This window comes from Salinibacter grassmerensis, assembly GCF_947077765.1.
In the GTDB taxonomy this organism is placed as follows: Bacteria; Bacteroidota; Rhodothermia; order Rhodothermales; family Salinibacteraceae; genus Salinibacter; species Salinibacter grassmerensis.
Map to the genome: position 1 here is coordinate 200,057 of NZ_CAMTTF010000004.1, position 25,851 is coordinate 225,907.

A 25,851-nucleotide genomic window follows, 5' to 3' on the forward strand; every position below is an offset into this window, starting at 1 on the left:
CGTGCCTCCACTGCCCGGTGGGGGCACGCTTTTTTGCATCTCAGGGGCTTTCTGCATCTCAAGGGCGGGCTGTCTCGTCGCCCTCCCATCGCACGTGCCAGTCCGTCTCCGGCTTCGCCTCGCGACTTCCGCAGCTGTGCGGGAACGGCGTCCCACGCTGCTCCTGCCACACGTGCGCCATCCGCGTCTCGTCCGCGGCCCGCACCCGAACCGTCCACTGCGCGTCCGTCTTCTCCGCCCCCACGCCCTGCACGGCCGAAAGGGCGGTCGTCCCCAGGCGTCGCCGGAGGGACAGGCACGCCGCCTGCACCGGCCGCGGCTGATGGACCGCCCCGCGCACCCGGTCGAGATCATGAAGGTGCCCGCGCCGATGCGCTGCCACCAGATCGGCCATGTCGTCGGGGCGGAGCCAGCCGTAGTGCGTGCCGTGGGGCAGCACCAGGGCAGTGGGGGCAAAGCGGTGTCCGCCGAGGTGGGACGTCTGCCACGCGGCCTCGGGGGCGGTGTCGGCCATGGCCCGGGCGACGGGACGTCCCCACTTGGCACAACAGGCATCCCGGCGGCCGTTCACACAGGTGAGCACGAGCGGCCCTGCATCGGTGGCGGGACCGGACGCCCGCAGCGCCTCGGGCACCTGCAAGGCCGGAATGTCCTCGTAGGCCCCGAGCGACCACTCGCGCACGACCGGCCGTGGCCCGGACCGCACGGCGATGCAGCGAATGCGGCCCGGGTCGTCCCACCGTTCAAGCCCCCGACGGATGAGCTGCACGCGAAGGTCGGGCATCGTGTCCGTCCACCCCGCAATGGCCCCGTGTACGCTCGGGCCCCAGTCCGCATCCTCGACCGCATCTGTGCTCCACGGCGAGGGGTCTTCGATTAGGAGCCAGTGTGCGGCCTCGGTGGCCGTGCCCGTCGGTGATACGTCATGCGAGCGGGCCAGCCGGGAACAGAAGTCGGAAGCCATGTGCACGTCTTTACTGAAGCAGGTGGGGGATCCTCGTGTCGTTCGTATGTGCGGGGACAGCGCCAGATTCTCCGTATCGCCTCCCAAACGAGACCGGGCCGTCCCTGTCGCCCGCCTGCGGCCAGCTGCACACCGGGGTCGGCGCGGCAGCTAAAAATGGGAACTTGACGGTTCTTTTATGGCCGAGAAACCAGCAGGAGCATCGAATCTCGTGCCGGCCCCTCTCGTTCGCCTCACCACGTCGGTTTCCCTCCAAGTTCTTCGTGTCCATGCCCGAGCCCGAATCGTCCGAGCCCGACGCGGCCTCGCCCGTAGACGATGCCCCCGAGGCCGTCCCCGATACGCCACCGCTCGACCCGTACACGGCCCACTACCCCTCGTGGGCCCGGGAACTGGCGCGGAAGTACTTCACGAAGACGGTGTCCACCTTCATCCTCCACGGCGATATTCGCGACGTGGTGCCGACGGAAGACCGCGACGGCGCCCGCATTTACCCGCCGCTCCGGCGCTTCCTGACCGACGACCTGTTTGCCGCCCGCGACGTGGTGGTCTTCTACGACCGCAGCGCCGGAATCCACTTCGCGGACGCGGCCTCCCGGCAAGACTTCAGCCGCGCCCTGGCCGGGGAGGAGAGCCTCGCCGGCACCGAATACGAGAACAACCTCCCGAAGGCCCCCAACAAGGTCTTCGAGCTCCTCGAGAACTACTTCCGTCTCCGCCTCTCGAACGGCACTCGGGTGGCCTGCGTCGTCGACTACGCGGAGACGGTGGCCCCCATGGCCGAGGCGTCGATGTACTCGGCGCAGGACCGACAGTCGCTCGTGTACCTGCAGAAGTGGTCCCGCGACGCGCTCTTCCTGGAGAACGACTTCACGCTCACCCTCCTCACCGAAAACCTAACGGATCTGAACCAACAGCTCGTCCAGAGCCCCCACACCGCCGAGATTTACGTCCCGATTCCCGAGGGGGACGACCGGCAGGCATACATCGACTGGGCACTGGACGAGCGGGGCGACCTGTTCCGGGCGCACTCGGACGTGTCCCCGGAGGCCCTCGCCCAGAACACGGCGGGCCTCAACTACACCCAGCTGCGGACGATCCTGGCCGACGTGCTGGAAAACCAGAACCGACTGACCGCCGCGACGCTCTCCGACCTGAAGAAGGAGTTCATCGAGGCGGAGGCGTATGGGATGCTTGAGTTTATCGAGACGGACAACTCGCTGGACCTGATCGCGGGCCACACGGAGGCGAAGCGCCACCTGCGACAGGCCGCCCACGCGGTGCAGACGGGGCAGCACGACGTGCTCCCGATGGGATACCTCGTGAGCGGGCCCGTGGGCTGCGGCAAGACCTTCCTCATCAACTGCTTCGCCGGGGAAATTGGGATTCCGATGGTGAAGCTCAAGAACTTCCGCTCGCAGTGGCAGGGCGTGACGGAGGGCAACCTGGAGAAGATTCTGAACCTGCTGGAGGCAATGACGCCGGTGGCCGTCATGATCGACGAGGCCGACGCGGCCCTTGGGAACCGCGACATGCAGGGCGACAGCGGCGTGAGCCAGCGCGTCTTCTCACAGATCGTCTCGTTCATGAGCGACCCGGCGCACCGGGGGCGCGTGATCTTCTTCCTCGTCACGGCCCGCCCCGACCTGATGCCGGTGGACCTCAAGCGACAGGGGCGCGCCGAGGAGCACCTCTCTCTTTTCTACCCGCACAGCCGCGCGGACCGGGAGGAACTCCTGCAGGTGATGATGCGCCGAACGGGCGTGGACCTGCCGGTCGAAGAGGTCCCCCCTGAACTGCTAGAGGGCGAGCGGACCTACAGCGGGGCCGACATGGAGGCCGTCCTGACCCGCGCCGCCTTCCGTGCCGCCGGGTCGAACGACGGGGCCGTGACGCCGGCCCTCCTGCAGGAAACGGTGAACGACTTCATTCCGCCCACCTACCCGACGGAGGTGGAGCTCCAGCAGCTCGCCGCCGTGCTGGAGTGCACGAGCCGCGACCTGCTCCCGGAGCGCTTCCGATCGATGAAGCGGGAGGAGGTCGTCGAGCGGCTCGAACAGCTAAAGCGAACGGTGGGCTAGGGCCGCCCGCGCCCCCTTCCCGGCCGCCCTGCTCCTCCCGCGCGACGAAATGCATCCGGAGACGATGGACGCACGGACAGGCGCAACGGCCCGGATGACACTGTCCATCGGCGCCCTTATGTTACGGATGATTTGGTTTCCCGCTCCTCATTGGACGCACGCCGCCCGCATGACTGCTTCGACATTTCGCCGCTACGGACTCGGCCTTCTCAGCCTCGTCCTGTTGGCCCTGCCGTCTCGCCTCTCTGCCCAGGACTACGAGGTGCCGACGGTGACCGACACGTACGCCCTTCAGAACGCCCGCGTCGTCCAGGCCCCGGGGCAGGTGCTCGAATCGGCCACCGTCGTCGTGCGGGATGGTGTGATCGACGCCGTGGGCCCGGACGCCGAGGTGCCGTACGACGCCCGCACCATCGAGGCGGACTCGCTCGTGGTCTACGCCGGCTTCATCGACGGACTCTCGCACGCGGGGGTCGAAATGCCGGAGACCGAGGACGAGGACGTCGACGACCCCGGGAACCCGCCCCCCGACGCGGCGGGCATTCAGCCGGACCGGTCCGTCCGCCCGTTCCTGACCCCCGACGAGTCGGACTTGCAGTCGCTGCGGAAGGCCGGGTTTACTCTCGGCCACGTCGCTCCGGAGGGACAGATGCTTCCCGGCACCAGCGCGCACGTCTTCTACGGCGGGGAGACGGCCAACGACATGGTCCTGGAGACTGCCCCCACCCTCTTCGCCCAAATCCAGACGTCCGCCGGCTACGTGTACCCGGCCACGGACATGGCCGTGATCGCACAGATGCGGCAGTTGTACCGCGAGGCGGAGCGCCGACAGCAGCTTGAGGCGGCCTACGAACAGGACCCTGCGGGCCGCCCGCAGCCGCCCCAGGACCCGCAGCACAGCGCGCTCTTTTCTGTGCTGGACGGCGAGCAGCCCCTCGCCTTCTACGCCGACGAGGCGCTCTCCCTCCACCGCATCCTTGCGCTGCACCAGGAGCTCGACTTCCCGCTCGTGCTGGCCGGGCTCGGGGAGAGCCACGAAATGGTCTCTACGCTTCAGGGGGTCGACGCGCCGCTCTTTCTGACGCTCGATCTGCCCGAGGCGCCCACGCGGTCGACGGGTCAGGACACCACTGTGGTCGACACCACCAGCACCCCGTCCCGCTACTACAACCCGGACCTGAGGGTCCTGTCGCACGAGACAGTCGGCGAGGAGGACGAGAACCTTGAGCTCCGGCACGCCGCCGAGCGCCAGACATACCTAGAAACGGCGGCTACCCTACACGAGGCCGGACTTGAGTTTGGGTTCACGACCCGCGAGGCCGATCCGGGAGACGTGCGCGACAACCTCCGCACAATGATCGAACAGGGCCTGCCCGAACAGACGGCGCTGGCCGCTCTCACGACGCGTCCGGCCACCCAGCTTGGCCTCAATGACCGCCTCGGAACTGTGGAGGAGGGCAAGATCGCCAACCTGGTCGTCACCGACGGATCGTACTTCTCGAACGACACGGCGGTACAGCACGTCTTCGTGGACGGTCGGCTGTACGACTACAGCACCGACGGGTCCGACGAGGGGGAGGTGAGCGGCGACGTGTCCGCAGTGCTCGGCACGTGGTCGTATACGCTCGAAACCCCACAGGGAGACCTCTCCGGTGAGGTTGCGATCGAGGGCGACCAATCGGGCCTAGACGGCACCTTCACCGGCCCGCAGGGCGACGAACAGCCGCTCCAGTCGGTGTCGTTCGACGGCACCACGCTCTCGTTTACGGTGGACTCGCCCCAGGGCGGCTCCGTGTCTGTCTCGGTGACGGTCGAGGGCGATACCTTTGACGGGTCCGCCTCCACGTCCGGGGGGTCGTTCCCCATCTCTGGGGAGCGCACGAGCACCCCCGGCACGGCGAGGAAGTAGCGTTTGACCGTCCTCGTGCTCCACAAAGAGGGCGATTCTAAATCCCCGGCCGACCCCGCGCTCCGGCCTTTCCTTTCGACGATGTTTTGCGTTCTGGCTTTCCGCTCCCCTATGCTCTCCCTCTTTCCCTCCCGCCTTTCCTTTGCTCTCGGCGTCCTCGCCGCCGTCCTGCTGGTCGCCACGCCCCTGCAGGCCCAAGACCGGCTGCGCGGCGACGCCCCGGACGACTGGCTCATTCAGGACGCCACCGTGCTGACCGTCACGAACGGCACCATCGAGAACGGCGACATCCTCGTCCGGGACGGCGACATCGCCCAGGTTGGACAAGACCTCTCCGCCCCCAGCGGCGTCGAGACGTACGACGCCAGCGGCGAGTACGTGATGCCCGGCATCGTGGAGGCCCACCAGCACATGGCCATCAGCGACGTCAACGAGGCCACCAACCCCGTCACCGCCGAGGTCGGCGTGGGCGACGTGCTCAACCCCTACGACGTCGGCATTTACCGCGCGCTGGCGGGGGGCGTGACGACCGCCCACGTGATGCACGGCTCCGCCAACCCCATCGGGGGGCGCAACGAAACGATCAAGCTGCGCTACGGCGTCACGAATCCCGATCGCCTGGAGATGGAGGGTGCGCCCCGGACAATCAAGTTTGCCCTCGGGGAAAACCCGACCGGGCTGTACGGCCAGGGCCGCGACCAGGTGCCCCGCACCCGCATGGGCGTCGAGCAGGTCATCCGGACGGCCCTCACCGAGGCCGAGCGCTACATGGAGGCGAAGCAGGCCTACCAGAACGGAGAGCGCCCTCGTCCCCCGGCCCATAGCGAGCGGATGGAGGTGCTCGCGGGCGTCCTGCAGGGCGACGTTCTGGTGCAGACCCACGGCTACCGGGCCGACGAGATGCTCATGCTCATGGATGTCTTCGAGGACTTCGGCATCCAGGACCTCGTCTTCCACCACGCGAACGAGGGCTTCAAGATTGCCCCGGAGCTGGCCGCCTTTGGGGACAATGGCGCCGGCGCGACGGTCTTCTCCGACTGGTGGTCGTACAAGTTCGAGGTCTACTACTCCACCGCCTACAACGCCACCGTCCTCGCCCAGAACGGCGTCAACGCGTCCATCAACTCCGACATTCCGGGGGAGCAGCGCGACCTGTACCTCCAGGCCGCCAAGACGCAGCGGTACGGCGACCTCTCGGACACCCAGGCCCTCAGGCTCGTGACCCTCAACCCCGCCCGCCAGCTCGGCATCGCCGACCGCGTGGGGTCCATTGAAGAAGGGAAGGCCGCCGACCTCGCCATCTTCAGCGAGCACCCGCTGTCCGTCTACACCAAACCGCAGCGGACCTACGTCGACGGGGTCGTGCGCTTCGACCACGACCAAGACCCCGACGACATGCGGCTCCGCGTGGACCCGGAAGGCACCGTCGACCTGGCCCGGGACGGCTGGAGCCGCCACGCCGCCCACAGTTGCTTGAAGGGCGTGACCCAGTTGCGCGCCACCCGCAACGGCGTATCCCTCGAAAACACGGGCCGGTAAGTCCCGCCCACTGCTTCTCTGATCGCCTGCTGACCAACACGTTTGCTCATGCTATCTCCCTCCCGCCCGCGAATTCAGAGTGCATCCGCGGTGCTGACCCTGTTCGTTGCCCTCCTCCTGGCCCTGCCCGCCCACGCCCAGAAGCAGCCCGGCTTCCAGGGGCCGTTTGCCCTCACGAACGCTCAAGTGATCGTCGCCCCCGGCGACACCCTTGACAGCGGCACGGTCGTCATCCGCGACGACTCGATCGCCGCCGTGGGGCCAAACGTATCGGTGCCTTCTGACGCACAAACGTTCGATCTCTCGGGCCAGATGGTGTATCCCGGGTTCATCGACAGCGGCACGCACCTTGGCCTCGCAGAGATCGGCTCGCTTCCGGAGACGCAGGACTTCAACGAGGTCGGCGACCTCACGGCCCACATGAACGCCCTCACGGCCGTAAACCCTAGCACCGTGCACGTGCCCACGACGCGCGCTCACGGCATCACCTCCGTCATCACGGAGCCGGAGAACGGCATTTTACCCGGGACGTCGGCCCTTATTGGCCTCCACGGCTACACCCCCGAGCAGATGCACCTGGGAGGGGTGACCCTCACGAAGCTGAACTTCCCGTCCGTGGGGCGTCAGGGCCCCTCGGACGACCGGTCGCCGGATGCAATCCAGAAGGAAGCTGAGAAGGCCCTCAACCAACTCAATGACTTGTGGGCCCAGGCCGAGCGGTACGCCCGGATCGACTCGGCGGTGGCGGAGCAGCCCGAGGCGCGGCGCCAGCCGGAGTTCGTGCCCGCCATGGAGGGACTGCTGCCCGTCATTCAAGGCACACAGCCCCTCATGATCTCCGCCAACGCGGCGGCCGACATCTCAAAGGCCCTTGACTGGGCGGAGGAGCGCGGCGTGCTCGACCAGGTTATTCTGAGCGGGGCGCTGGAGGGGTGGCGCGTCGCCGACGAGATCGCGGCCGCCGACGTCCCGGTGTTGGTTGGCTCCATCATGCAACCCCCGAGTCGGGAGAGCGACCGCTACGACAAGGCGTACCGCACTCCTGCCCTCCTCCACGACGCCGGTGCAACCGTGGCGCTCCGCTCCGGCAAGACCGAGAACGTGCGAAACCTCGTCTTCCACGCCGGCTTCGCCGCCTCCCATGGGCTCGGCAAGACGGAGGCCCTCCGCGCCATCACGACCACCCCGGCGCGCATCTTTGGCGTCGCGGACCAGGTGGGAACCATCGAGGCCGGCAAGCGGGCCAATCTCTTCGTCGCCGACGGCGATCCACTTCAGCCCGCCACCGACGTGCAGCATCTCTTCATCGACGGGTACAAGCTGCCGCTCGAAAACCGGGCCACGAAGCTGTACGACGAGTTCCTGAACCGGAATCCAGGGCTGAAGAAGTAGTGTTCACCCTGGGGCGTCCCATCCGAGCAGATTCTGTGCTATCGGGTCCCGGTAGACCTGGACGGGTGCTCTCTCAAAGGCATCGTCCAGGCCCGATCTGGAGCCCATCCAGCTACATGGATTGGGAACTCCAGGCGGGCCGAGCACTCCTGAGGTGGGGATGATGCAGTCAATCGAGGTTGGGACAACTAAGGGGATCGGAGGACTCTCAGGCAGGCATGCGCTCCGAGGACTCTCTCGGATGCGCGAGCAGAGCCACTCGCCAGTGAGCTACCCAATCTTGAGCATGCGCTCGACGGCCTCCAGCGCCCGCACGCGCACTTCCTCCTCGATCTCGATCTGGTACTGGTTGCTCGCCAGGTTTCGGTAGGTGTCCTCCAGAGTGATCTGGTTCATGTGCGGGCATCGCTGCCAGCACATCCGGAGCAGGTTCTTGTCGGGGTTCTCGCCCATGATGTTGTCGCCCATCGAGCACTCGGTGAGCAGGAGGTAGCTCTCCGCGTCGGTCTCCTCCACGTAATCGATCATGGACGAGGTGCTGCCGGAGTGGTCGGCCTCCTCCACGACTTCCGGGCTACACTCAGGGTGGGCCAGCACCACGGTGTCGGGGTGCTCCTCGCGAGCCTGCTGCACGTCCTCCACCTGAAACATCTCGTGGACCACGCAGCGCCCCTCCCACCCAATCAGATCGGCGTCGGCGGCCTCGGCCGGGGCTCCGTCCCCACTCGTGGGCGCGCCATCGCCTCCCACGTCCTTTCGCTCGCGCTTCTGGGGGAAAAGCACATCCTTACCGGTCTCCTGGGCCACATTTTGGGCCAAGAACTCGTCCGGGATGAAGATGACGGTGTCCGAGTCGAGCGACTCCACGACCTGCGCCGCGTTGCTGGAGGTACAGCAAACGTCGCTTTCGGCCTTCACGTCGGCGTAGGTGTTGACGTACGTCACGACCGGAAGCCCGGGGTAGCGCTCGCGCAGGCGCCGCACGTCCTCCGCCGTGATGCTCTCGGCCAGCGAACAGCCCGCCTCCTCCGCGGGCAGGAGCACCGTCTTGTCGGGGTTCACGATCTTGGCCGTCTCGGCCATGAAGCGCACACCGCAGAACACGATCGTGTCCGCCTCCGCCTCGGCGGCGCGCCGGCTCAGCTCCAGCGACGAGCCGGTGTAGTCCGGAATCGTGTGGAAGAGGGCTGGCTCCATGTAGTTGTGGCCAAGGATGACCGCGTTTTGCTCCTGTTTGAGCTCGTTGATCTCGGCGGCCATCTCAGCTTTGTGGCGGAGCTCCTGGTCGCTCGGCATGTCCTCGAGGCGTTCTTCAAGGACGTCGTAGAGCGCGTCGGGGTCAGTCAGGGTAGCAGCGTCGTTTACCATGGGAGTAGGCTACGTGCGTCGGTGAGGGATCGGAGTGAGGCACCGGAAACTGTCTCAACGGGCCCGCATGCTGACGTCAAAGGCCTCCGCGGAGTGCGTGAGGGCTCCTACAGAGATGGCGTCAACGCCTGTCTCGGCGACGGTGGAAACCGTGTCGAGCGTCACCCCGCCGGAGGCCTCCAGCGGTACGCGCCCGTCGGCCCGCTCCACCGCCTGGCGAAGCGTCTCGGGGGACATGTTGTCGAGCAGGAGGTAATCGGGCGCGAGGGCGAGGGCTTCGTCCAGTTCGTCGAGGGTCTTTACCTCCACCTCGATTGAGTACGTGTCGCCGTGCGTATCACGGACGCGGCGCACCGCCTCGGTGATCCCGCCGGCCCCGTCGATGTGGTTGTCCTTGATGAGGACCATGTCGTAGAGGCCCATTCGGTGGTTGTGGCCGCCCCCCTGCTGCACCGCGTACTTGTCGGGGCGACGATGGCCCGGCAGCGTCTTGCGGGTATCGAGGATGTCCGCCGCCGTATGCGAGACCGCGTCGACAAACTGGCGCGTCAGGGTAGCGATGCCGGACAGGCGGCCGACGAAGTTGATGGCCGGGCGCTCGGCGGCGAGGAGCGCCCGCCCAGGCCCGCCCACGGTCGCGAGGGTCTGTCCGGCCTCCACCCGTTCCCCCTCCTCCACGGACGGCGTGAACCGCAGGGCCGGGTCTACGAGGCGAAACAGGGCGTCGGCCAGCGGCAGCCCCGCGACCACGCCCTCCTCTTTCGCTACGAGGTATCCGTCTAGGACCGCGTCGGGCCCCAGCGTCGCCGTGCTCGTGGCGTCCCGGCTCGACGGCGCCTCCTCGCCAAACCACCACTCCCCGTCGGCATCTACGTCCTCCGCGATGCTCAGCCGCAGGAGCGACAGCACAGAGGGGTGACGAAGAGCGTCCGGCAGGGCGTGCCGGGCCCGCTCTCGGGGCGACGAGACGGACGTTGGGTCGGTGGTCACTGTATGGGGGGGTCGAACGTTCACATTGCGCGCGAGGATGCGGTCAAGATGCCGACGGGGCGTCGGGGCGTTCCATGTAGTGGCACCCCACGGAGGTCTCGTTGGCCGCGGCCGCCTCGGCGATCAGGCGGGCCACCGTGCAGGCCGATCGGAGTTCGTGGACGCCGCGCCGGGCACTGGGGTCCGTCCAGGTGGCAACGTCTGCCTCCAGGGCATGCACATCGTCAAGGGCCCGTTGGAGGCCGTCGGGGGTGCGGCGAAGGCCCACGTGCTCGTCCATTGCCCGCTGAAGGCGCTCGAAGGACGCACCGAGGGCCTCGTCGGACGGCGGCGATCCAGCTGTCGTGGAGAGGGTCACCTCCTGGTCGGTCGGCGCAGCCCCTGCGGCGTTGGTTCCCGCCCGCAGCCCCCACACCAGCCCCTCCAGGAGCGACGTCGAAGCCAGCCGGTTCGCCCCGTGGACGCCCGTCCGGGCGCACTCTCCTACGGCGTACAGCCGGTCGAGCGAGGCCCGCCCACGGGTATCTACGTCGACCCCTCCGCAGAGGAAGTGTTCGGCGGGCACCACCGGGATGCCAGCAGACGGGTCCACCCCGTGATCCGCACACATCGCCGCGAGGTCCGGGAAGGTGCCGGCGAAGTCGAACGACGACACGTCGAGCGTGACGCGCCCGGTTCGCTCGTGCGCCTGCTCCACGGCGCGAGCCACCACGTCTCGGGGGGCCAACTCGGCGTCCTCGTGGACGTCCGGCATGAAGCGGTCGCCCTCGGCGTTTCGGAGGACCGCTCCTTCCCCGCGCACCGCCTCACTCACCAAAAACGGATCGCCGTCTGCCACGCAGACGGTCGGGTGAAACTGCACGAACTCCATGTCGGCCGTCGCGGCCCCGGCCCGATGGGCCATCGCGATTCCGTCTCCGGTCGCCCCTCCGGGATTCGTGGAGCGGCTGTAGAGAGCCCCGATGCCCCCGGTGGCGAGGATGGTGGCCCCGGCGTAGTGATGTTGCACTGCGTCTCCTGACTTGAGGAGGGCCCCGTGGATGCTTCCGTCTCGCTCTAAGAGGTCGATAGCCGCAGTGTCGCCCTGAATCTCCACACGATCGTGATCGGCGAGGTAGTTCAGAAACGGCTCGTGGATGTGCCGGCCCGTCGACGCATCCACGTGCAGGATGCGGTCCTCGGAGTGGGCGGCCTCTCGCCCGTAGTGAAACGACGCGCCGTCGCCTCCGGTGTCGAACCCGACCCCGAGCGTGTCGATGAGCACGTCCCGGACGGCGGCGTCGGCATTCTGGACGAGCACGTCGAGGGCCTCGGGGTCGCTCGTGCCACTGGAGGCCACGTGGATGTCCTCTTTGAACTGGCGAGGCGCTTTGCGGGCCACCGCGATTCCGCCCTGCGCCCACCACGTGGAGGCGCCTTTCGGCTGCGTGGCCTTCGTGGCCAGGGTGACCGAGGCGCCCTCACGGGCTGCCCCCAGCGCGGCGGAGAGGCCCGCGATGCCGGAGCCTAATACGAGGATGTCAGTCGTGGAGTGAGTCATCAGGGAGACAGAGCACCTGTTTACTGCGCGAGGACGCGTCGTTGCCCTCCATTGCACCGGATGGACAACGGGCAGCTAGACCCTCTTCTAGCGTGCCATATGGAGGCATTTTTAGGCCCCAAAAGAGCGTCTGATCCGCACACGCAGGAACAGGACCCCGATGTTACCCACTCCCTACACGATCCGCGGCGTTATGTTGATGCAGTGCTCGCCCCTTCCCCCACCGCAGTCACCCGGTGCATCTGTCTCAGTTCGGACCGATGCTTCTGCTTTGCGGCGTGTCTGAGGACAGCAGGGCTCGGTTTACGAGTGGTCTTCGGGCGAGAGCGGAGCGATAAACACATCCCGCTGCTCGTTGGTGATGCGCAGTGTACGGGGACCGTCCCAGGTGACCGCCTCGGCCTGCTGGGATTTCTGGGCGGGCAGGGCCATGCGCCGCGGCTCGACCGAGAGCCAGTGCGTGCCGTCCTCGGGCCGTGGGAAGAGCCAGACCGACGCGGAGCCCAGGACCGCCAGGCGGTCGCCGCTAGGGCTGAGGGCGGCGGCCGTGGGCGGCGGGATGGCGTCGTGCCGGTCCACGAGCGTCAGCGTGTTGACCTGGTGAGCCTGCTTCGTGTCCAGCCGGTACAGCTTGGTCCCCCGCTCGAGACGGTTGATCTGCTGCCCCGTCCGGTGCTTGGTGAGCACATAGAGGGTTCCGTCGTCCACGAACAAGCTCTCCGCGTCGAACTCCCACTCTTGTGCGGGAAAGGCCTTCTGGTCCGGATACCGGATCGGCAGGTGCGTGAGCGGCCGGGTCCGGCGGTCGTGGTAGAACGGCTCGCGGAGCACGTAGATGCCGAGGTCGCGCCGGGCGTTGCCGTTGTTGCCGATGTCACCGAGGTATAGCGTGCTGTCCTCCACCGCGATGTCCTCGTAGTCGATGTGGGCGGCCGCTCCGATCTGCACCCCCGGCCATGCGGGCTTGTCGCTGTCGTCGGCCTCGGCCCCCGCCGCGTAGTCGCCGGCCTGCCAGGGGGCCATGTGCACGGCCCCCGTGCTGTCAATGGCAAAAAGGCGGGGGGCGTCGCCACTGTCGTTGTGGACCCACCACACGTTCTCTTGCCATCGGCTCCGGACGATGCCGCTCATTTCGTCGATGGGCGGATGTTCAACGTGACCCGCACGCTCAAGACGGAGTGAGTCCGGGTGTTGTCCTGAGGCCCTGAACGGCACGAGAAGACAGAGTAGGAGGACAACGCACGCAGATGCCATCCGGACCGAAGAGAAAACCATACCCGTCAGAATTTCGGAGTGTGCCAAGAGGCCGTGGAAGATCTACTGGGTGTGAGGACTCACCTCCAAACACCACTGCCCGACGGAATGACCGCCGGGCAGTGAAAACCGATCTGGGATCTTCGAGAAGTGCTACGGGGAAACTGGAGTCACCGTTACCTCAATGACGTCGAACAGCGGTGTATCCTCGATATCGGAAGCAACACGTTCCACCGTTCCACTCTCAGAAGGACCCGTGTTTGCTCCGGACTGTCGCGGTGCCTGGTTGACACCCACGCCAGGCTCCTGATCCGACTCAGTGTGGGCGTCGTAGAGGCTGAGTGCATCTGTCACATTGCGGTTGATCGGATCCCCGTTCTCTTTGAACAGCGGCAGGCCCGCCGGGTCGAACGCATAGAAGTAGTCGTTCGACTGAATGTGCATCGTGGCGATAGAGAGACGGTCTCCCGGATAGTCATCCCCAGGGGTATCCGCGTCCACAATAAAGGTCACCTCCTTAGTGGGAAGAAGTGGTCCCCCTCCGAAGGATGCTCCGTCCGTCACTGCACTCGCTCCTCCCAGCGTCTCAACGAGCGTGCCCGGATTCCCGTCTTCAGCAAGACTCTCGATACCACCGTAAGCAGCCCTGGTTAGCCTGAACGGCTGGATGTCGTCCGAGTGGGTCGCGACAGCACCCGGCGAGAGCGGTACTGTGATCCCCGTCGCGCCGTCAAGCTCGGTGGCGTGGGCACTGGGATCTCCGTTCTGGGCGAGGTCCGCCAGCCCAGTGCTGGCCGTGCTGTCTTCAAGTCCAATGAAGCCAGGATACCGCACGTCTTCTTCCGGGCTCACATCGCTGGGATCCGCCGCGGGTGTCTGATCGAAGTGGGCCGCGTACGTGCCCGGTGAAAGCTCAATGTTTTGACTTGGGTCGGCGACATTCTCAACCGTAACGGTGAATTCGTACCCACCGGACCCACCAGCACTAACTGGATCTTCTTTGCTCTCAATCGAGACACTGATCACGTCCGATGTGGCTGGGTACTGAACGCCTTCCTCCTCGAGCATTCCGTCACCATTGTCATCGGTGATCTCGACGATTTGATCGTCCGGGGCTTCCGTTCCAGCATCCCACAACCGGACGCTATCAGTGACACTTACCGGCCCATCCTGTCCAAGCGGTGCCCCACTCTCTCTAAAGAGCGGGATGCCTTCCGGGCGAAAGGCGTAAAAGGCATCATCCGCATCATCCGACGGAATGTGCCTCGACGCGAAGGAAAGAGCCATTCCGGTCCCTGGAAGCTCCTCCGCACCAACGGAAAAGCGGAATGTCTCCGTGTCACCACTCCCAATCGGGCTCATTCCCCCAAACGTCCCACTCTTCGTGATGGGGAGTGTGCTGTCTCCCGGAGCAGCTATCTGTCCGACATTTTCTATAGTCACCTCAAATCGCTGGGTCCCGATGCTCACCTCTCGGGTCGTCGAGTTCGTCGTCCCGTCGGTTCCCTCTGTGGTGAGTTCAACCGTGTATGTGCCCGGCTCATCGTACGTGTACTCGACGCCCTGCCCCTCGGCGGTTGCGCCGTCGCCAAGCTCCCACGTGCGGCTGTCGATCTCTCCACCTGGGTAACGACTGCGGTCTCGAAGGTTGACCGTCGAGTTGTTGGTTTCCACCTCGAAGCTTGCAACCAGGTCGCCGTCTTCGTTGCTACTGTCGCACCCCACCGCGAAGATGCTGAGGCTAAGGACAAGCAACGTTGAGAGGATGCTGTATCGAGTACGCATAGGAATGGAATCGTTGTGTGGGATTACGAACAAATCTCCGGATCATACTGAAGTGATAGGCCTCCTCCATCCCGACCCGGACTCTTTCGAGCCCGGGCCGGGAGAACGAGGGCTGAAGTTGGTCCAGAGTTAGAAGTTGTAGCGGACACCAAACTTCATCTGCCACTGCGAGCTGTAGGTCGAACCAGTCCGGATCTCGTCGAAGACATCCTCCTGGTCGAGCGTGCGGATCCGATCAGCTACACCGTCGCCGTTGGTGTCTACCGCACTATCAATCACACCCTGAGCCGTGTAGACGGGCGTCAGGTCCGTGCCTGCCGGGTTGCCGTCGCCCTCTCCCGGCGGGTTCTCGAAGCGATTGAAGGAGGTCAGATTCACCTGGCCGACCCCGGCGTAGCGCTCTCCCCAGTCCGTGCCGAACACATCGCCCAGCAGGCTGGAGAAGTTGAACACGTTCGCCGTGAGCTCCACGCTCTGCTGCCGTCCCAGGAGCTCCTGGAAGATTTCGAGGCGGAGGTTGAGGTCGACGACTCCCTCCCATGGCGCCCGGTCCGCGTTCCGCGAGGTGTACTCACCGCGCTTCCGGCTCAGGTAGTCGTTCTCGCGGATGAACTGGTCGAGTGCCGCGGCCTGCTGCTCGGCCGTGATGGTCGGGCCAGTGTCCTGATCGATCTCCGAAAACTGGAGGCGGCTGGCCGTCTGCGGCACGTAGAACAGGGAATTCTCGTCGCCCCGCTCTTGAACCATGTTCTCGCTGCCGCCGATGACGTACGAGAACGGCCGCCCGGACTGCCCGTCGTAGATCAGCGTCGTCGTGAGGGCAACCTGGTCTCCGAGCTGCTGGCGGTAGGAGAACCGTCCCAGCACACGGTGGCCGGGCGAGAAGTCCGACTGGGCCAGGTCGAGATTATTGGCCCCATTGACATGCTCCACACCGTCCCAGAGGGAGTTAATCTGGGAGGACAGCCCGTCGTTTACGGAGTAGGATTCACCGTAGGTGTACGACACGTCGGTCCGCAGGCCGCTGTTCTCCGTCACAATGCCCTCGAACGTCTTCCGGAGCCGAGTTGTGATGTTGTAGGAGTACCCGCGGCTCGTATTGCCCACGCGGTGAATGTTCGAGTAGCGTGTGTCAATGCGCTGATCACCAGCCTCAGTGTACTCGCTGTTCCCCGGGCCGTACTGCTCCGGCACCCAGACGGGCCGATTGTCGGGCCCGTTCAGCGAGGCGTTGGCCGGGCGCAGGTTTACGTTCGTGACCAGGACGTTCTTGAGGGTGTTGGAGTACTGCGCCTCGAACGTCCCCACGATGCCCCCTGGCAGTTCCTGATCCACCCCGATCGAGGTGCGCCAGAAGCGCGGGTTGAAGTAGTTCTCCTCGAACATCTCCAGACGCCCGCTCGGAATGAGGTCCGTCTCAGACCGGTCAGAGACATCAGCCACGGTCAACCCATCTTCGGCGGGATTCGGGTCGAACGGCACGTTGTCCACGATGAAGTCGATGCTTCCAGTGTTGGTGCCGTTGTTGAGGTACATTCCTCCAGGCCAGACGAACGGCTGTCGGCTGGTGAAGACCCCCGTACCGCCTCGAATCTGAGTCCGCTCGTCCCCGAACACGTCGTAGTTGAAGCCGAAGCGCGGCGCCCAGTGGAGCACCGGGTCTGGCGTGTCGCCCGGCCGGGCTCCGTTCATCGAGTAGTAGTCCTCGATGGCGGGAATGGTCGTGTTGCGCGGGTTCAGCTGCGGGGACGCATCGTCCGGGACGGCCGAGTTACCCCGGTTGGCGTACGCCGGGTCGTCCAGGTACACCGGGATGTCGACCCGCAGGCCTCCCGTAATTGTCAGGCGCTCGCTCGCCGTCCACTCGTCCTGGACGTAGAGGCTGGTGTTGAGCGCGCGGAAGGCGCCCTCGGCACTCGTGCCATCACCAACGACCTCTTCGAACTGGCCGGAGCCAGGGGTATTGTCTTGGAGCGAGAAGGCACGAGCGTAGAGACTTGCCGCCGGCTCATTTGGGTACTGGCTACAGTCGAAGAACTCGCTTCCCGGGACGCCCTCGGAGCCGGTCGCCGCACAGACGGTCTGTGCAAATTCATCCATCGAGGTTCCGTTGTCTCCGGCCAGAAAGTCTGAGAACTGGTACCAGCCGTAGTTGAAGGGGACGAACCGGTTGGCCAGGTCGTAGAGCTCGTTGTGCGTTCCCACTGTAACGGTGTGGTCCCCCAGGAAAAAGTTGAAGTCATTCGTGAGGGTGAAGACCTCCTGCTTGAGGAAATTGACTGTCGAGAATGGTTCGCCGCCGAGGGAGATGTCCGCACCACCATCGAAGATATCGATGGTCGGGAAGGGCTGGCTGAGGTTCGTATTCCGGTCGTCTTCTACGTTTTTGTAGCTGAGAATCAGCTTGTTGGCGTAGTTATTCCCGAACGTGCTGTTCAGCTCCAGCGCGCCAATCTGCGTCGTGTTCGGGAAGACCTCGTTCCGGCTGGCGAACGAGAGTGCGCTGTTGCCGCCTCCGAAGGCGTCCACGTTTTCGGAGCTCGAGTAGCTGTACCGGGCGCTCAGGCGATTATTCTGGTTGATGTTCCAGTCAATCTTCCCCAGAAACTTGTCGCTGTCGAGCGTGGTGGCTTGTCCACGGAACCCGCCGGGGTTGTACTGATCCCCAACCGTATTCTGCAGAAAGCTGACGAGGTTGTCCACGTCCTCCTGCGTCTGGATGGCCGTTCCCTGAAAGTCGCCGTCCGGTCCTAGGGTGCTTTGGAACGGCTGCGGCGAGGACTCCCGGTTGATGTCAAAGTTGACGAAGAAGAAGAGTTCGTCCTCGACGATGGGTCCGCCGAAGCGTCCCACATAGCGCTCGTTCGTGAAGTCCGGGAATGCCCCGTCGGGAAGATCTTCCGTGACGTTCTGGTCCCGGTACTCAAAAGCCACCGATCCCTTGTACTGATTCGTCCCGCTCCGGGTGATGGCGTTGATGGCCCCGCCGCCGAAGTAGCTCTGCGTGACGTCGTACGGAGATACCTCGATGTTGAAGCTCTTGATCGCATCGGTGCTGATTGGCGAGGCCCCCGTCTGTCCGCCGTCGGTGCCCTGCGCCGAAAGGCCGAACACGTCGTTGCTCACCGCACCATCGATGAAGACGGAATTGTACCGGTTGTTCTGACCGGCAATCGAGATCGAAGAGCCGTCGTCATCACTGTTTCCAACGATCGCCTGAGGCGTGAACCGCGCGAAGTCTGCGATCTCACGGTCCAGGGTCGGTGCGGTCTCGACCTCTTCCTGAGAAATGTTGGTGGAGAGGCCCTTGCGGCTCTCGTCGAACACGGCGCCCTGCTCCCCCACAACCGTCACTTCGTCCATCTGCTCGGTCTGCGGCTGTAGCTGGAAGCGAAACTCCCGCGTCTCCCCAAGGTCAAGCTGAACCTCAGTCTCACGCTTGGACTGGTATCCCACAAACGAAGCCGTGATTGTGTAGGGACCGCCCACACGCACGTTCGCGACGGTGAACTGACCGTCTTCGCCGGTAGACGTACCGTAGCGCGACCCGCTCGGCTCATGCACGGCCACGACGTTGGCGCCCGGAAGGGGGGCCCCATTCTCGTCGAGGATCGTGCCACTGACGGTTGCCGAGGTAACGCCTTGGCCGTGGGCGGCCGGCGGCCAGCCAAGGAGCCCCACGAGCAAAAATAAGGGAAGGATTGTAGCCCAACGTTTCATGATGGACGAATGGGTTGTTAGACCAAAAGCGAGTAAGGTGAAGTACCGATCCCGGATTTCACGGCGTTGATTCTTTTTATCGCCTGACGCACTCAGCAAACCGGGGTGAAGGCGATAACCATCCGTACGATACGAACCATTTCCTGCTTTTGCCACCTCTCTTTTTTAAGATACTATGCCTCGCACGTCTTTAATGTCGGGATAATGGTTTCATAACAGTCGACCGTTCTCAAGTACAAGTTTTTCAAGCTCTGCACCGGCTCCGAAGAGGCGTGAGACGACCTTTCCGACATTCCTCAGGGCGTCCTGGGATCGACCGGTCGCATCCACAACACCCACCGGTCCCGCGGTGCGAGGTACTGACGGAAATCTCATGGCTCGCGGTGCACCGCCGCAGTGCACTGGAGCGCCCCGGCACCAGCAGCGTCGCCAGCAGTGCGCATACGAAATAAGCATCTCAATTCGACGGGTTGAGCCGCACCCCTCGCGGGCGTATCCTCCGTCAGAGTGGACGGACCTGCACACTGTCGATCTCAATCTCCGATACCAATTCCAGGGCGTCGCTTTCCAAAAGCGCCGGATACCGCGCCATCTGGTCCGCGGTCAGCGTGTCGGCCGTATAGTTGTGGTAGTCCGCAACGCGGACGCCGGTGCGTCGCCGAACGTTGTGGGCCTCCCGAAACCGGGTGCCGGCCTCCTCACCGGGCCCCTGCCCGAACGCGTAGGCCAGGTAGTCCATGGCGTGGGTGTCCGTGCGAAACCAATACACGAACACATCCTGCCAGTCGGACCCGCCCCCCTCTTGCTGAAAGGTCACATCCACACGGTGGTACGGCACACCGTCGATCGTATCGCGGCCACTGTAGGTCGGCTGCACGGCCGGGTCTCCAAGGGGCTCGGGCAACAGGGCAAAGTACGCCACCGAGTTGACGGTCGTCTCAACCGCCCCTCGCTCGGACGGGGAGAGTGAGACCGTGTCCCCCTCGACCACCCGGTAGTGCCCATTGTTCGTCAACCCCTCCACGACGGACCGCCCCAGCGAGTCGGTATAGGCACGCCGGTAGTGAAAGCTCCCCCCGTCCTGTCGGACGCGGTACGCGTCGCCTCGGAAGTTGAACGTCACCAGGGCCTGGTCGAGCACCGAAGCGCCGTGCGCGGCCCGGGCGCTGTCGATCACGGCCTCGGCGGACGGCGGGGACTCCGGGGCACTGCAGGCCCCGAGAAGAATCACGAGGACCGCGGCGGAGAGGAACGAGAACATGCGCATGCGAGGTGAATGGGTCCATGCAGTCAGAGAACAACGAGAGACATGTCTAATCGTCCACGGGAAGTGGAGTTGCACTGGAACGTTGAGGACGCACGGCCTTCTCCTTCCCCTCTCGCCCCGAACCGTACGCCGAGGCGGTGCGTAGGGGAAATCTTGTAGAGCGAAAATGGGGCGCGGCCCCGACGCCTCTCCTTTTAAACCACTTTCTTCTGCATGGCCCCACCGAATTCTGTTCGATTCCAGGCCCTAGGCATTCTGGTCGGGGTGTGGGTGGGCGGCCTGCTTCTCGGGGCCTGCTCGGGCCCGCCCCCGGCATCCACCGGCCGGTCTTCCGAGGAGGAGCCGAGCCCCCGCGTCTACCACGTGCAGCTTCGCCTCACGGAGGACAGGACCCGGGCGGCCCAGACCCTTGGGCGGGCCGAGAAGTGGTGGCGCGAGCAACCGCCGGCAGACCGCCCCCCGCTTGCGCAGGGGCCCCGCTCCTCCGAAACGCCCGTCACGATTGCGTGGAAGGCGCCCTTCTACCGCGTGCGACTCGGACCCTTCGCCACAGAGACACGGGCCGAAGCCGTCCTCGACGCCGCCCGCCCAACGTTCCCGGATGCCTTCATCGCCCCGGACCGCGCAGACGCCCCCGACGAGAGGCGCTGACCTCCGGCCCTCGTGCTCTCCGACTTGCTATCACACACAGCCATGAACATTGCCCTCGTCCAGCATGCCGCATCGCCCCCATCCGCTCCTGCGGTCGAGCGTGGAGCACACGCGGTGCGGGAGGCCGCCGACGCCGGGGCCGACCTCGTCGTCTTCCCCGAGCTCTCGTTCACGCCCTTCTACCCCCGGGTGCCCGTGACGGAGCGGAGCCAGAGCGCCCTCGACCTGGCCGAGCCGGTGCCGGGCCCCACGACCGAGGCCCTCGCCGAGGCCGCCGCCGACTGCGGGGTGGTCGTGGTCTTCAATCTGATGGAGCGGGACGGGGGCCGCACGTTCGACACCTCGCCCGTCCTCGACGCCGACGGCACACTGCTGGGGCGGACGCGCATGATGCACATCACCGAGTACGAGCACTTCCACGAGCAGGGCTACTACGCCCCGGGCGACACCGGCGCGCCGGTCTACGACACGGCCGCCGGGCGGATCGGCGTGGCGATCTGCTACGATCGCCACTATCCCGAGTACCTGCGAGCCCTGGCCCTGCAGGAGGCCGATCTCGTGGTGGTGCCGCAGGCCGGAACCGTCGGCGAGTGGCCCGACGGGATGTACGAAGCCGAGCTCCGGGTGGCTGCGCTCCAACACGGATTCTTTGCGGCCCTCGCCAACCGAACCGGGACGGAGGGCCAGATGCAGTTTGCGGGACGATCCTTCGTGACGGACCCGTCCGGGGCCGTCCTTGCCCAGGCGCCCGGGACGGAAGAGACGACCCTGCACGCGTCCGTCGCCCTCGGCCGGACGGCCGACGCTCCTGCCCGCCGGTTGTTTCTGCGCCACCGCCGCCCGGACCAATACGAACGAGGCGCCGTCGCGTCAAACCAGGACGACTGAATATGTCACCCCCGTCCGCGCCGCCCTCCTGCTAGGTGAAGTACACGCCCAGGTACCGGTTCCACAACATCAGGACGAGCATCACGACCCAGAGCAGGTGGCCCACGCCGGTCCCGATGGCCACTTTCTTCCGCGCCGCGTCGGCTGCGTCGGCGCCGAGCGACGCGCCCCCATCCCCCGTCACGAACGCCCGAAGCGTATTCCAGCCCGGCCGGATGACGAAGAGCTGATCGGCCGCGAACAGCACGATGAGGGTGACGGACGTGTGGTAGAGCGGCCCGTAGGCGACGAAGTGCCCCCCCGCCACGAACGCGCCGAGCGAGAAGACAAGGGTCAGCACTGCGAAGATGTTCATCTGCCACACGGTAGACGCCCCGTCGTTCGCGAGCGCGACTCCGGCCTCCCTGCCCTGGTCGAGCACCGTGCGGGCCCGCCCTGCGAGACGGAGGCCCAGCCCGAACCACGCGGCAGCCGTGATGATGTGGAGCGTGACGAGAATGGAGAAGATCATGGAATCGAAGGGGGGTCAGCCTGAATCGTGCTCGGTGCCTTCTCACGCACGGCCTGAGGGAGAGTTTTGTCGGCACACCTTCTTCGTCGCCGGGGACCGGACCGAACGAGAAGGCCCTATTTCGCCTACGATAAAGTGCTGCGAGCCCGACACAAAATCCTCTCTCGCATGGATGCTCCCACCCTCGGCCGCGGACTGATGTACCTGGGCGGCGGGCTCGTCCTCCTGGGCGGACTCGTCGTGCTTCTCGGCCGGGCGCTCGACCTGGGCAACCTTCCCGGCGACCTGGTCTTCCAGGGCGATACCGTTCGGGTCTACGTGCCGATCGCCACCATGATCGTGCTCAGTGTCGTACTCACGCTTCTCGTAAATCTGGTTCTTCGGCTCTTCCGGTAGGCCTCGGCACCTCAAAACGCCCGCGGCGCCGGACCGTCTCGCCGGGACGACAGCCCCACCGGATCTTCTCGGCACGTCGGTAATTGCAGATTTATCCGCAGGAACCTGTGCTTTACGCCCAGCACGTCTCTCCCGTCTTTTTCTCCCCGGCTCGTCGTGCGTCGTGCAGTTCTGGCCCACTGAACACCCGCCATTCTCGTTCTGGACCGCAGCCCTCCTCGGCCTGGCGGTTCTCGGGGTGCGCCCAGGCCTTCAGGCCGCCCAAGGACAGTCCTCCATCACCGGAACGAAAGTCGTGTGCACGGACGGAACGGCGGGCCCGTACCCATGCGCCGACGCCGACCTGCTTTCGCTCTTGTCCATCGAGGCCCTCGGCGGCACCGCCGACACAGAGCTCAACGACGTGTGGGGCTGGACCGACCCCCAGACCGGGACCGAGTACGCCCTGGTGGGCCGCACCGACGGCACCGCGTTCGTCGACGTCAGCACCCCCACGGAGCCGGTCTACGTGGGCGAGCTTCCCTCCCACACGACGGAGAGCACCTGGCGCGACGTGAAGGTGTACGACCACCACGCCTTTGTTGTCAGCGAGGCCCCCGGACACGGCATGCAGGTATTTGACCTGACGCGTCTCCGTGACGTGGGCGCGGACGAGCGTCCCAGGACATTTGACGAGACCGCTCACTACGACGGAGGCGATTCGGTCCGCCTCGAAACTGCGCACAACGTCGCTGTCAACCCCGAGACGGGGTTTGCCTACATCGTTGGCGGGGATGCGTCTGGGTCGGGGTCGACCTGCGGCGGGGGCCTCCACATGGTCAACGTGCAGTCCCCCGCCGCCCCCACCTTCGCCGGGTGCTTTCCCGATGTCGCCGCAGACGCCGGCGGATCCGGGCGGCCGGCCCGCTTTTCCGAGGCGGCCTCGGTGACGCCTCCCGCCCTCGACGCACGTCGACCCAGGACCTCGCGCGCGAAAGACTCCGGGTACACCCACGATGCACAGTGCGTCACGTATCGAGGGCCGGATACCGAGCATCGGGGCGACGAGATCTGTATCAACGCCAACGAAACCGTCCTCAACATCGCCGACGTGACCGACAAGGACGCCCCCGTGACGATTGCGGAGACGGGTTATCCAGACGTCGGGTACGTCCACCAGGCGTGGCTCACGGACGACCACCGCTACCTCTACGTCGACGACGAGCTGGATGAGCGGAATGGCCTCGTCGACCGCACGCGCACCCTGGTCTTCGACGTGACGGACCTGGAGACCCCGACGCACGAGGCGACCTTTGTCGGGTCGACCGGGGCCATCGACCACAACCAGTACCTTCGGGGCTCGTACGCCTACCAGGCCAATTACGCGAGCGGCCTTCGGGTCCTGGACGTGGCCGCCCCCAAAAACCCGGAGGAGGTGGCGTACTTCGACACCTACCCAGACAGCAATGCGCCAAAGTTTCGGGGCGCGTGGAGCACCTATCCGTTCTTCGACCGCAACATGGTGCTCGTCAGCAGCATCGGGCAGGGACTGTTCGTGGTACAGCCACAGCCCGCGCCCTTCCTGTCGTTCACGGGCACACGTCAGGGCCGTAGCGTACAGCTTCGGTGGACCACCTCTGCGGCCGCCCAGACCGCTCGGACGGACGTCGAACACAAAACGCCCGAGGCAGACACCTGGGAGCGACGAAGAACCATTGAGGGACGCACCGGTGCCGGCCCTCATGAGCACGATGTGTCTCTCGACGACCTGTCCCCCGGGACCCACCAGTTTCGACTACGACACATCCCGGCGGACGGACCCGCCCGCACAAGCCGGACAAAATCCGTGAAGATTCTCCCGTCCGCCGCGGCCATGGTGAGCGGCCCCGCCCCAAACCCGACCCGTGGCCAGTCCGTTGTTCAACTCACCCTCCGCGAGACGCAGGATCTCCGTGTGGCCCTACACGACGAGATCGGGCGTCGTGTCCGGCTGCTCCAGGACGGGCGTGTCGAAGCGGGGGTGATTCACCGATTCCGTGTCCGTGCCTCCCGGCACGCCGCTGGCACGTACTTCCTCCGTATTCAGGGAGAGTCGGTACAGGTCTCGCGCAAAGTGGTCGTCATGCGGTAGCACTGCCGGTGCGTCGGGCGGCCACACGACGAACCGAGTTCTTCTTGTATCCGCCCTGACGGTTCCCTCTTTTCTTTTACGCCCCCCACGCCCCGACCGGACCGTTGCGCTGCCCGGCTTGCGGTGGCTCTTCCCTCGCATTTGCCCTCGCTCTTATGTCTACGTCGCTCGACAACTCCATCCTGACCGTCATCCTCGGTGGCGGCAAGGGCACCCGCCTGTACCCCTTGACCAAGCTCCGCGCCAAGCCGGCCGTGCCCCTCGCCGGGCGGTACCGACTGATCGACGTGCCCGTCTCCACGAGCATCAACTCGGGGATCACTCGCATTTTCGTCCTCACCCAGTACAACTCGGCCAGCCTCAACCGCCACCTGGCCCGGGCCTATCAGTTTGACCGCTTCAGCAATGGGTTCGTGTCCATCCTGGCGGCCGAACAGACGCCGTCGTCCAAAGACTGGTTTCAGGGCACGGCCGACGCGGTGCGCCGCAGCCTGCCACACATCGAGGGCCACCGGCACCGCCACGTGCTCATCCTGTCGGGGGACCAGCTGTACTCGATGGACTACCGCAAGATGCTGGCCCACCACCGGGAGACGGATGCGGACGTGACCCTCGGCACGATTCCGGTGACGGCCGACGACGCCACGTCCTTCGGCATCCTGAAGACCGATGACGAGCACATCATCACCGAATTCCACGAAAAGCCCGACCGCGACGAACTCGACGGCCTGCATAGCCCCGTCAATCCCGCCCTCGAAGACGAGGGCCGCGTGTACCACGCCTCGATGGGCATGTACATCTTCGACCGCGAGCCCCTGCACGAACTGCTCGACGCCAACCCGGACGACCACGATTTCGGCAACCAGATCATCCCGAAGGCCATCGACAAAATGCGGGTGGCGAGCTATCCATTCTCCGACTACTGGAGCGACATCGGCACCATCCGGTCCTTCTACGAGGCCAATCTGATGCTGGCGGAGCCGGAGCCCCCCTTCAGCCTCTACGACGCCAATCGCCCCCTGTACACCCGCGCCCGAATGCTGCCCCCGGCCAAGATCCAAAACTCCACCGTCCAGGACTCGCTAATCACGGAGGGCAGCCTCGTCGAAAACAGTCAGATCTCCAAGTCCGTCGTCGGCATTCGCTCGTACGTCGGCCCCGACACCACCCTCAAGAACACGGTCATGATGGGGGCCGACCACTTTCGGTGGCACGACATGGAGGAGCGCGGCTTCGTGGAAGGCCCGGCCAATCCCGGGATCGGGGAGAACTCGTACGTCGAGGGGGCCATCATCGACAAGAACGTTTCCATCGGCAAACGGTGCATCATCAAGAACCGGGACAACGTCCAGGAGGCCGAAGAGGAGAAGTACCACATCCGCGACGGGATCGTCGTCATCCCCAAAAACACGCGCATCCCGGACGACACGATCATTTAAGCACGCATTCGAGCCTGGGCGTGGGGGCCTTGGGAGTGTGACTGTGG

General features: G+C 65.4%; 18 protein-coding genes. 9 read left to right on the forward strand and 9 right to left on the reverse strand.

Annotated elements, in window-relative coordinates:
• Nucleotides 1-58: 58 nt before the first annotated feature.
• Entirely contained in the window at nt 59-964 is a 906-nt protein-coding gene (locus tag OJB03_RS11035; protein WP_263787385.1) for a sucrase ferredoxin, read from the reverse strand.
• Nucleotides 965-1,233: 269 nt separating this feature from the next.
• Here OJB03_RS11035 and OJB03_RS11040 point away from each other — a divergent pair, with 269 nt between their 5' ends.
• The 4 genes from OJB03_RS11040 to OJB03_RS11055 all read left to right on the forward strand — a co-directional run bounded on the left by OJB03_RS11040 (nt 1,234) and on the right by OJB03_RS11055 (nt 7,885).
• Nucleotides 1,234-3,045 carry an ATP-binding protein gene (locus OJB03_RS11040; RefSeq protein ID WP_263787388.1) on the forward strand — a complete coding sequence of 604 codons (1,812 nt, stop codon included), beginning with the start codon at nt 1,234-1,236 and terminating at the stop codon, nt 3,043-3,045.
• Nucleotides 3,046-3,214: 169 nt separating this feature from the next.
• Nucleotides 3,215-4,954, forward strand: coding sequence for an amidohydrolase family protein (locus OJB03_RS11045; RefSeq protein WP_263787390.1), 1,740 nt, complete (start codon nt 3,215-3,217; stop codon nt 4,952-4,954).
• Between the two features lie 111 nt (nt 4,955-5,065).
• Nucleotides 5,066-6,493, forward strand: a complete 1,428-nt coding sequence (locus OJB03_RS11050; protein ID WP_263787392.1) for an amidohydrolase family protein — start codon at nt 5,066-5,068, stop codon at nt 6,491-6,493.
• Nucleotides 6,494-6,541: 48 nt separating this feature from the next.
• On the forward strand, nt 6,542-7,885 hold the full coding sequence (locus tag OJB03_RS11055) for an amidohydrolase family protein (RefSeq protein WP_263787394.1): 1,344 nt from the start codon (nt 6,542-6,544) through the stop codon (nt 7,883-7,885).
• 270 nt (nt 7,886-8,155) lie between these two features.
• On the opposite strand, the gene nadA is transcribed toward OJB03_RS11055, so the two are convergent.
• From nadA to OJB03_RS11090, 7 genes are all read right to left on the reverse strand, one after another.
• Entirely contained in the window at nt 8,156-9,253 is a 1,098-nt protein-coding gene (gene nadA, locus OJB03_RS11060) for a quinolinate synthase NadA (RefSeq protein WP_263787397.1), read from the reverse strand.
• Between the two features lie 54 nt (nt 9,254-9,307).
• The gene (gene nadC, locus OJB03_RS11065; protein ID WP_423816378.1) at nt 9,308-10,162 is read right to left on the reverse strand and encodes a carboxylating nicotinate-nucleotide diphosphorylase; all 855 of its coding nucleotides are present in this window, start codon (nt 10,160-10,162) and stop codon (nt 9,308-9,310) included.
• A 124-nt stretch (nt 10,163-10,286) separates the two neighbouring features.
• Nucleotides 10,287-11,783, reverse strand: a complete 1,497-nt coding sequence (locus OJB03_RS11070) for an L-aspartate oxidase (protein WP_263787401.1) — start codon at nt 11,781-11,783, stop codon at nt 10,287-10,289.
• A gap of 303 nt (nt 11,784-12,086) precedes the next feature.
• Nucleotides 12,087-12,914, reverse strand: a complete 828-nt coding sequence (locus OJB03_RS11075) for a hypothetical protein (RefSeq protein ID WP_263787403.1) — start codon at nt 12,912-12,914, stop codon at nt 12,087-12,089.
• Between the two features lie 276 nt (nt 12,915-13,190).
• Nucleotides 13,191-14,822, reverse strand: a complete 1,632-nt coding sequence (locus OJB03_RS11080) for a PKD domain-containing protein (RefSeq protein WP_263787406.1) — start codon at nt 14,820-14,822, stop codon at nt 13,191-13,193.
• Nucleotides 14,823-14,951: 129 nt separating this feature from the next.
• The gene (locus OJB03_RS11085; protein ID WP_263787408.1) at nt 14,952-18,542 is read right to left on the reverse strand and encodes a TonB-dependent receptor; all 3,591 of its coding nucleotides are present in this window, start codon (nt 18,540-18,542) and stop codon (nt 14,952-14,954) included.
• A gap of 502 nt (nt 18,543-19,044) precedes the next feature.
• Nucleotides 19,045-19,809, reverse strand: a complete 765-nt coding sequence (locus OJB03_RS11090) for a DUF6503 family protein (RefSeq protein WP_263787410.1) — start codon at nt 19,807-19,809, stop codon at nt 19,045-19,047.
• Between the two features lie 213 nt (nt 19,810-20,022).
• On the opposite strand from OJB03_RS11090, the gene OJB03_RS11095 reads away from it, so the two are divergent.
• Entirely contained in the window at nt 20,023-20,460 is a 438-nt protein-coding gene (locus OJB03_RS11095; RefSeq protein ID WP_263787412.1) for an SPOR domain-containing protein, read from the forward strand.
• Nucleotides 20,461-20,502: 42 nt separating this feature from the next.
• On the forward strand, nt 20,503-21,348 hold the full coding sequence (locus OJB03_RS11100) for a carbon-nitrogen hydrolase family protein (protein ID WP_263787415.1): 846 nt from the start codon (nt 20,503-20,505) through the stop codon (nt 21,346-21,348).
• Between the two features lie 31 nt (nt 21,349-21,379).
• On the opposite strand, the gene OJB03_RS11105 is transcribed toward OJB03_RS11100, so the two are convergent.
• Nucleotides 21,380-21,859 (reverse strand): hypothetical protein, encoded by a 480-nt coding sequence (locus OJB03_RS11105; RefSeq protein ID WP_263787417.1) that lies wholly within the window; start codon nt 21,857-21,859, stop codon nt 21,380-21,382.
• A gap of 168 nt (nt 21,860-22,027) precedes the next feature.
• Between OJB03_RS11105 and OJB03_RS11110 the strand changes: the two genes are divergently transcribed.
• From OJB03_RS11110 to OJB03_RS11120, 3 genes are all read left to right on the forward strand, one after another.
• On the forward strand, nt 22,028-22,255 hold the full coding sequence (locus OJB03_RS11110) for a DUF2905 domain-containing protein (RefSeq protein ID WP_263787419.1): 228 nt from the start codon (nt 22,028-22,030) through the stop codon (nt 22,253-22,255).
• Between the two features lie 163 nt (nt 22,256-22,418).
• The gene (locus tag OJB03_RS11115; RefSeq protein WP_263787422.1) at nt 22,419-24,365 is read left to right on the forward strand and encodes a choice-of-anchor B family protein; all 1,947 of its coding nucleotides are present in this window, start codon (nt 22,419-22,421) and stop codon (nt 24,363-24,365) included.
• A 155-nt stretch (nt 24,366-24,520) separates the two neighbouring features.
• Entirely contained in the window at nt 24,521-25,804 is a 1,284-nt protein-coding gene (locus OJB03_RS11120; RefSeq protein ID WP_263787424.1) for a glucose-1-phosphate adenylyltransferase, read from the forward strand.
• The last annotated feature ends 47 nt before the right edge of the window (nt 25,805-25,851 follow it).

What these genes read in the sequence shown, in the direction of transcription:
- OJB03_RS11035 (WP_263787385.1), bottom strand. Translation starts at nt 964, where the DNA reads ATGGCTTCCGACTTCTGTTCCCGGCTGGCCCGCTCGCATGACGTATCA.
- OJB03_RS11040 (WP_263787388.1), top strand. Translation starts at nt 1,234, where the DNA reads ATGCCCGAGCCCGAATCGTCCGAGCCCGACGCGGCCTCGCCCGTAGAC.
- OJB03_RS11045 (WP_263787390.1), top strand. Translation starts at nt 3,215, where the DNA reads ATGACTGCTTCGACATTTCGCCGCTACGGACTCGGCCTTCTCAGCCTC.
- OJB03_RS11050 (WP_263787392.1), top strand. Translation starts at nt 5,066, where the DNA reads ATGCTCTCCCTCTTTCCCTCCCGCCTTTCCTTTGCTCTCGGCGTCCTC.
- OJB03_RS11055 (WP_263787394.1), top strand. Translation starts at nt 6,542, where the DNA reads ATGCTATCTCCCTCCCGCCCGCGAATTCAGAGTGCATCCGCGGTGCTG.
- nadA (WP_263787397.1), bottom strand. Translation starts at nt 9,253, where the DNA reads ATGGTAAACGACGCTGCTACCCTGACTGACCCCGACGCGCTCTACGAC.
- OJB03_RS11070 (WP_263787401.1), bottom strand. Translation starts at nt 11,783, where the DNA reads ATGACTCACTCCACGACTGACATCCTCGTATTAGGCTCCGGCATCGCG.
- OJB03_RS11075 (WP_263787403.1), bottom strand. Translation starts at nt 12,914, where the DNA reads ATGAGCGGCATCGTCCGGAGCCGATGGCAAGAGAACGTGTGGTGGGTC.
- OJB03_RS11080 (WP_263787406.1), bottom strand. Translation starts at nt 14,822, where the DNA reads ATGCGTACTCGATACAGCATCCTCTCAACGTTGCTTGTCCTTAGCCTC.
- OJB03_RS11085 (WP_263787408.1), bottom strand. Translation starts at nt 18,542, where the DNA reads ATGAAACGTTGGGCTACAATCCTTCCCTTATTTTTGCTCGTGGGGCTC.
- OJB03_RS11090 (WP_263787410.1), bottom strand. Translation starts at nt 19,809, where the DNA reads ATGCGCATGTTCTCGTTCCTCTCCGCCGCGGTCCTCGTGATTCTTCTC.
- OJB03_RS11095 (WP_263787412.1), top strand. Translation starts at nt 20,023, where the DNA reads ATGGCCCCACCGAATTCTGTTCGATTCCAGGCCCTAGGCATTCTGGTC.
- OJB03_RS11100 (WP_263787415.1), top strand. Translation starts at nt 20,503, where the DNA reads ATGAACATTGCCCTCGTCCAGCATGCCGCATCGCCCCCATCCGCTCCT.
- OJB03_RS11105 (WP_263787417.1), bottom strand. Translation starts at nt 21,859, where the DNA reads ATGATCTTCTCCATTCTCGTCACGCTCCACATCATCACGGCTGCCGCG.
- OJB03_RS11110 (WP_263787419.1), top strand. Translation starts at nt 22,028, where the DNA reads ATGGATGCTCCCACCCTCGGCCGCGGACTGATGTACCTGGGCGGCGGG.
- OJB03_RS11120 (WP_263787424.1), top strand. Translation starts at nt 24,521, where the DNA reads ATGTCTACGTCGCTCGACAACTCCATCCTGACCGTCATCCTCGGTGGC.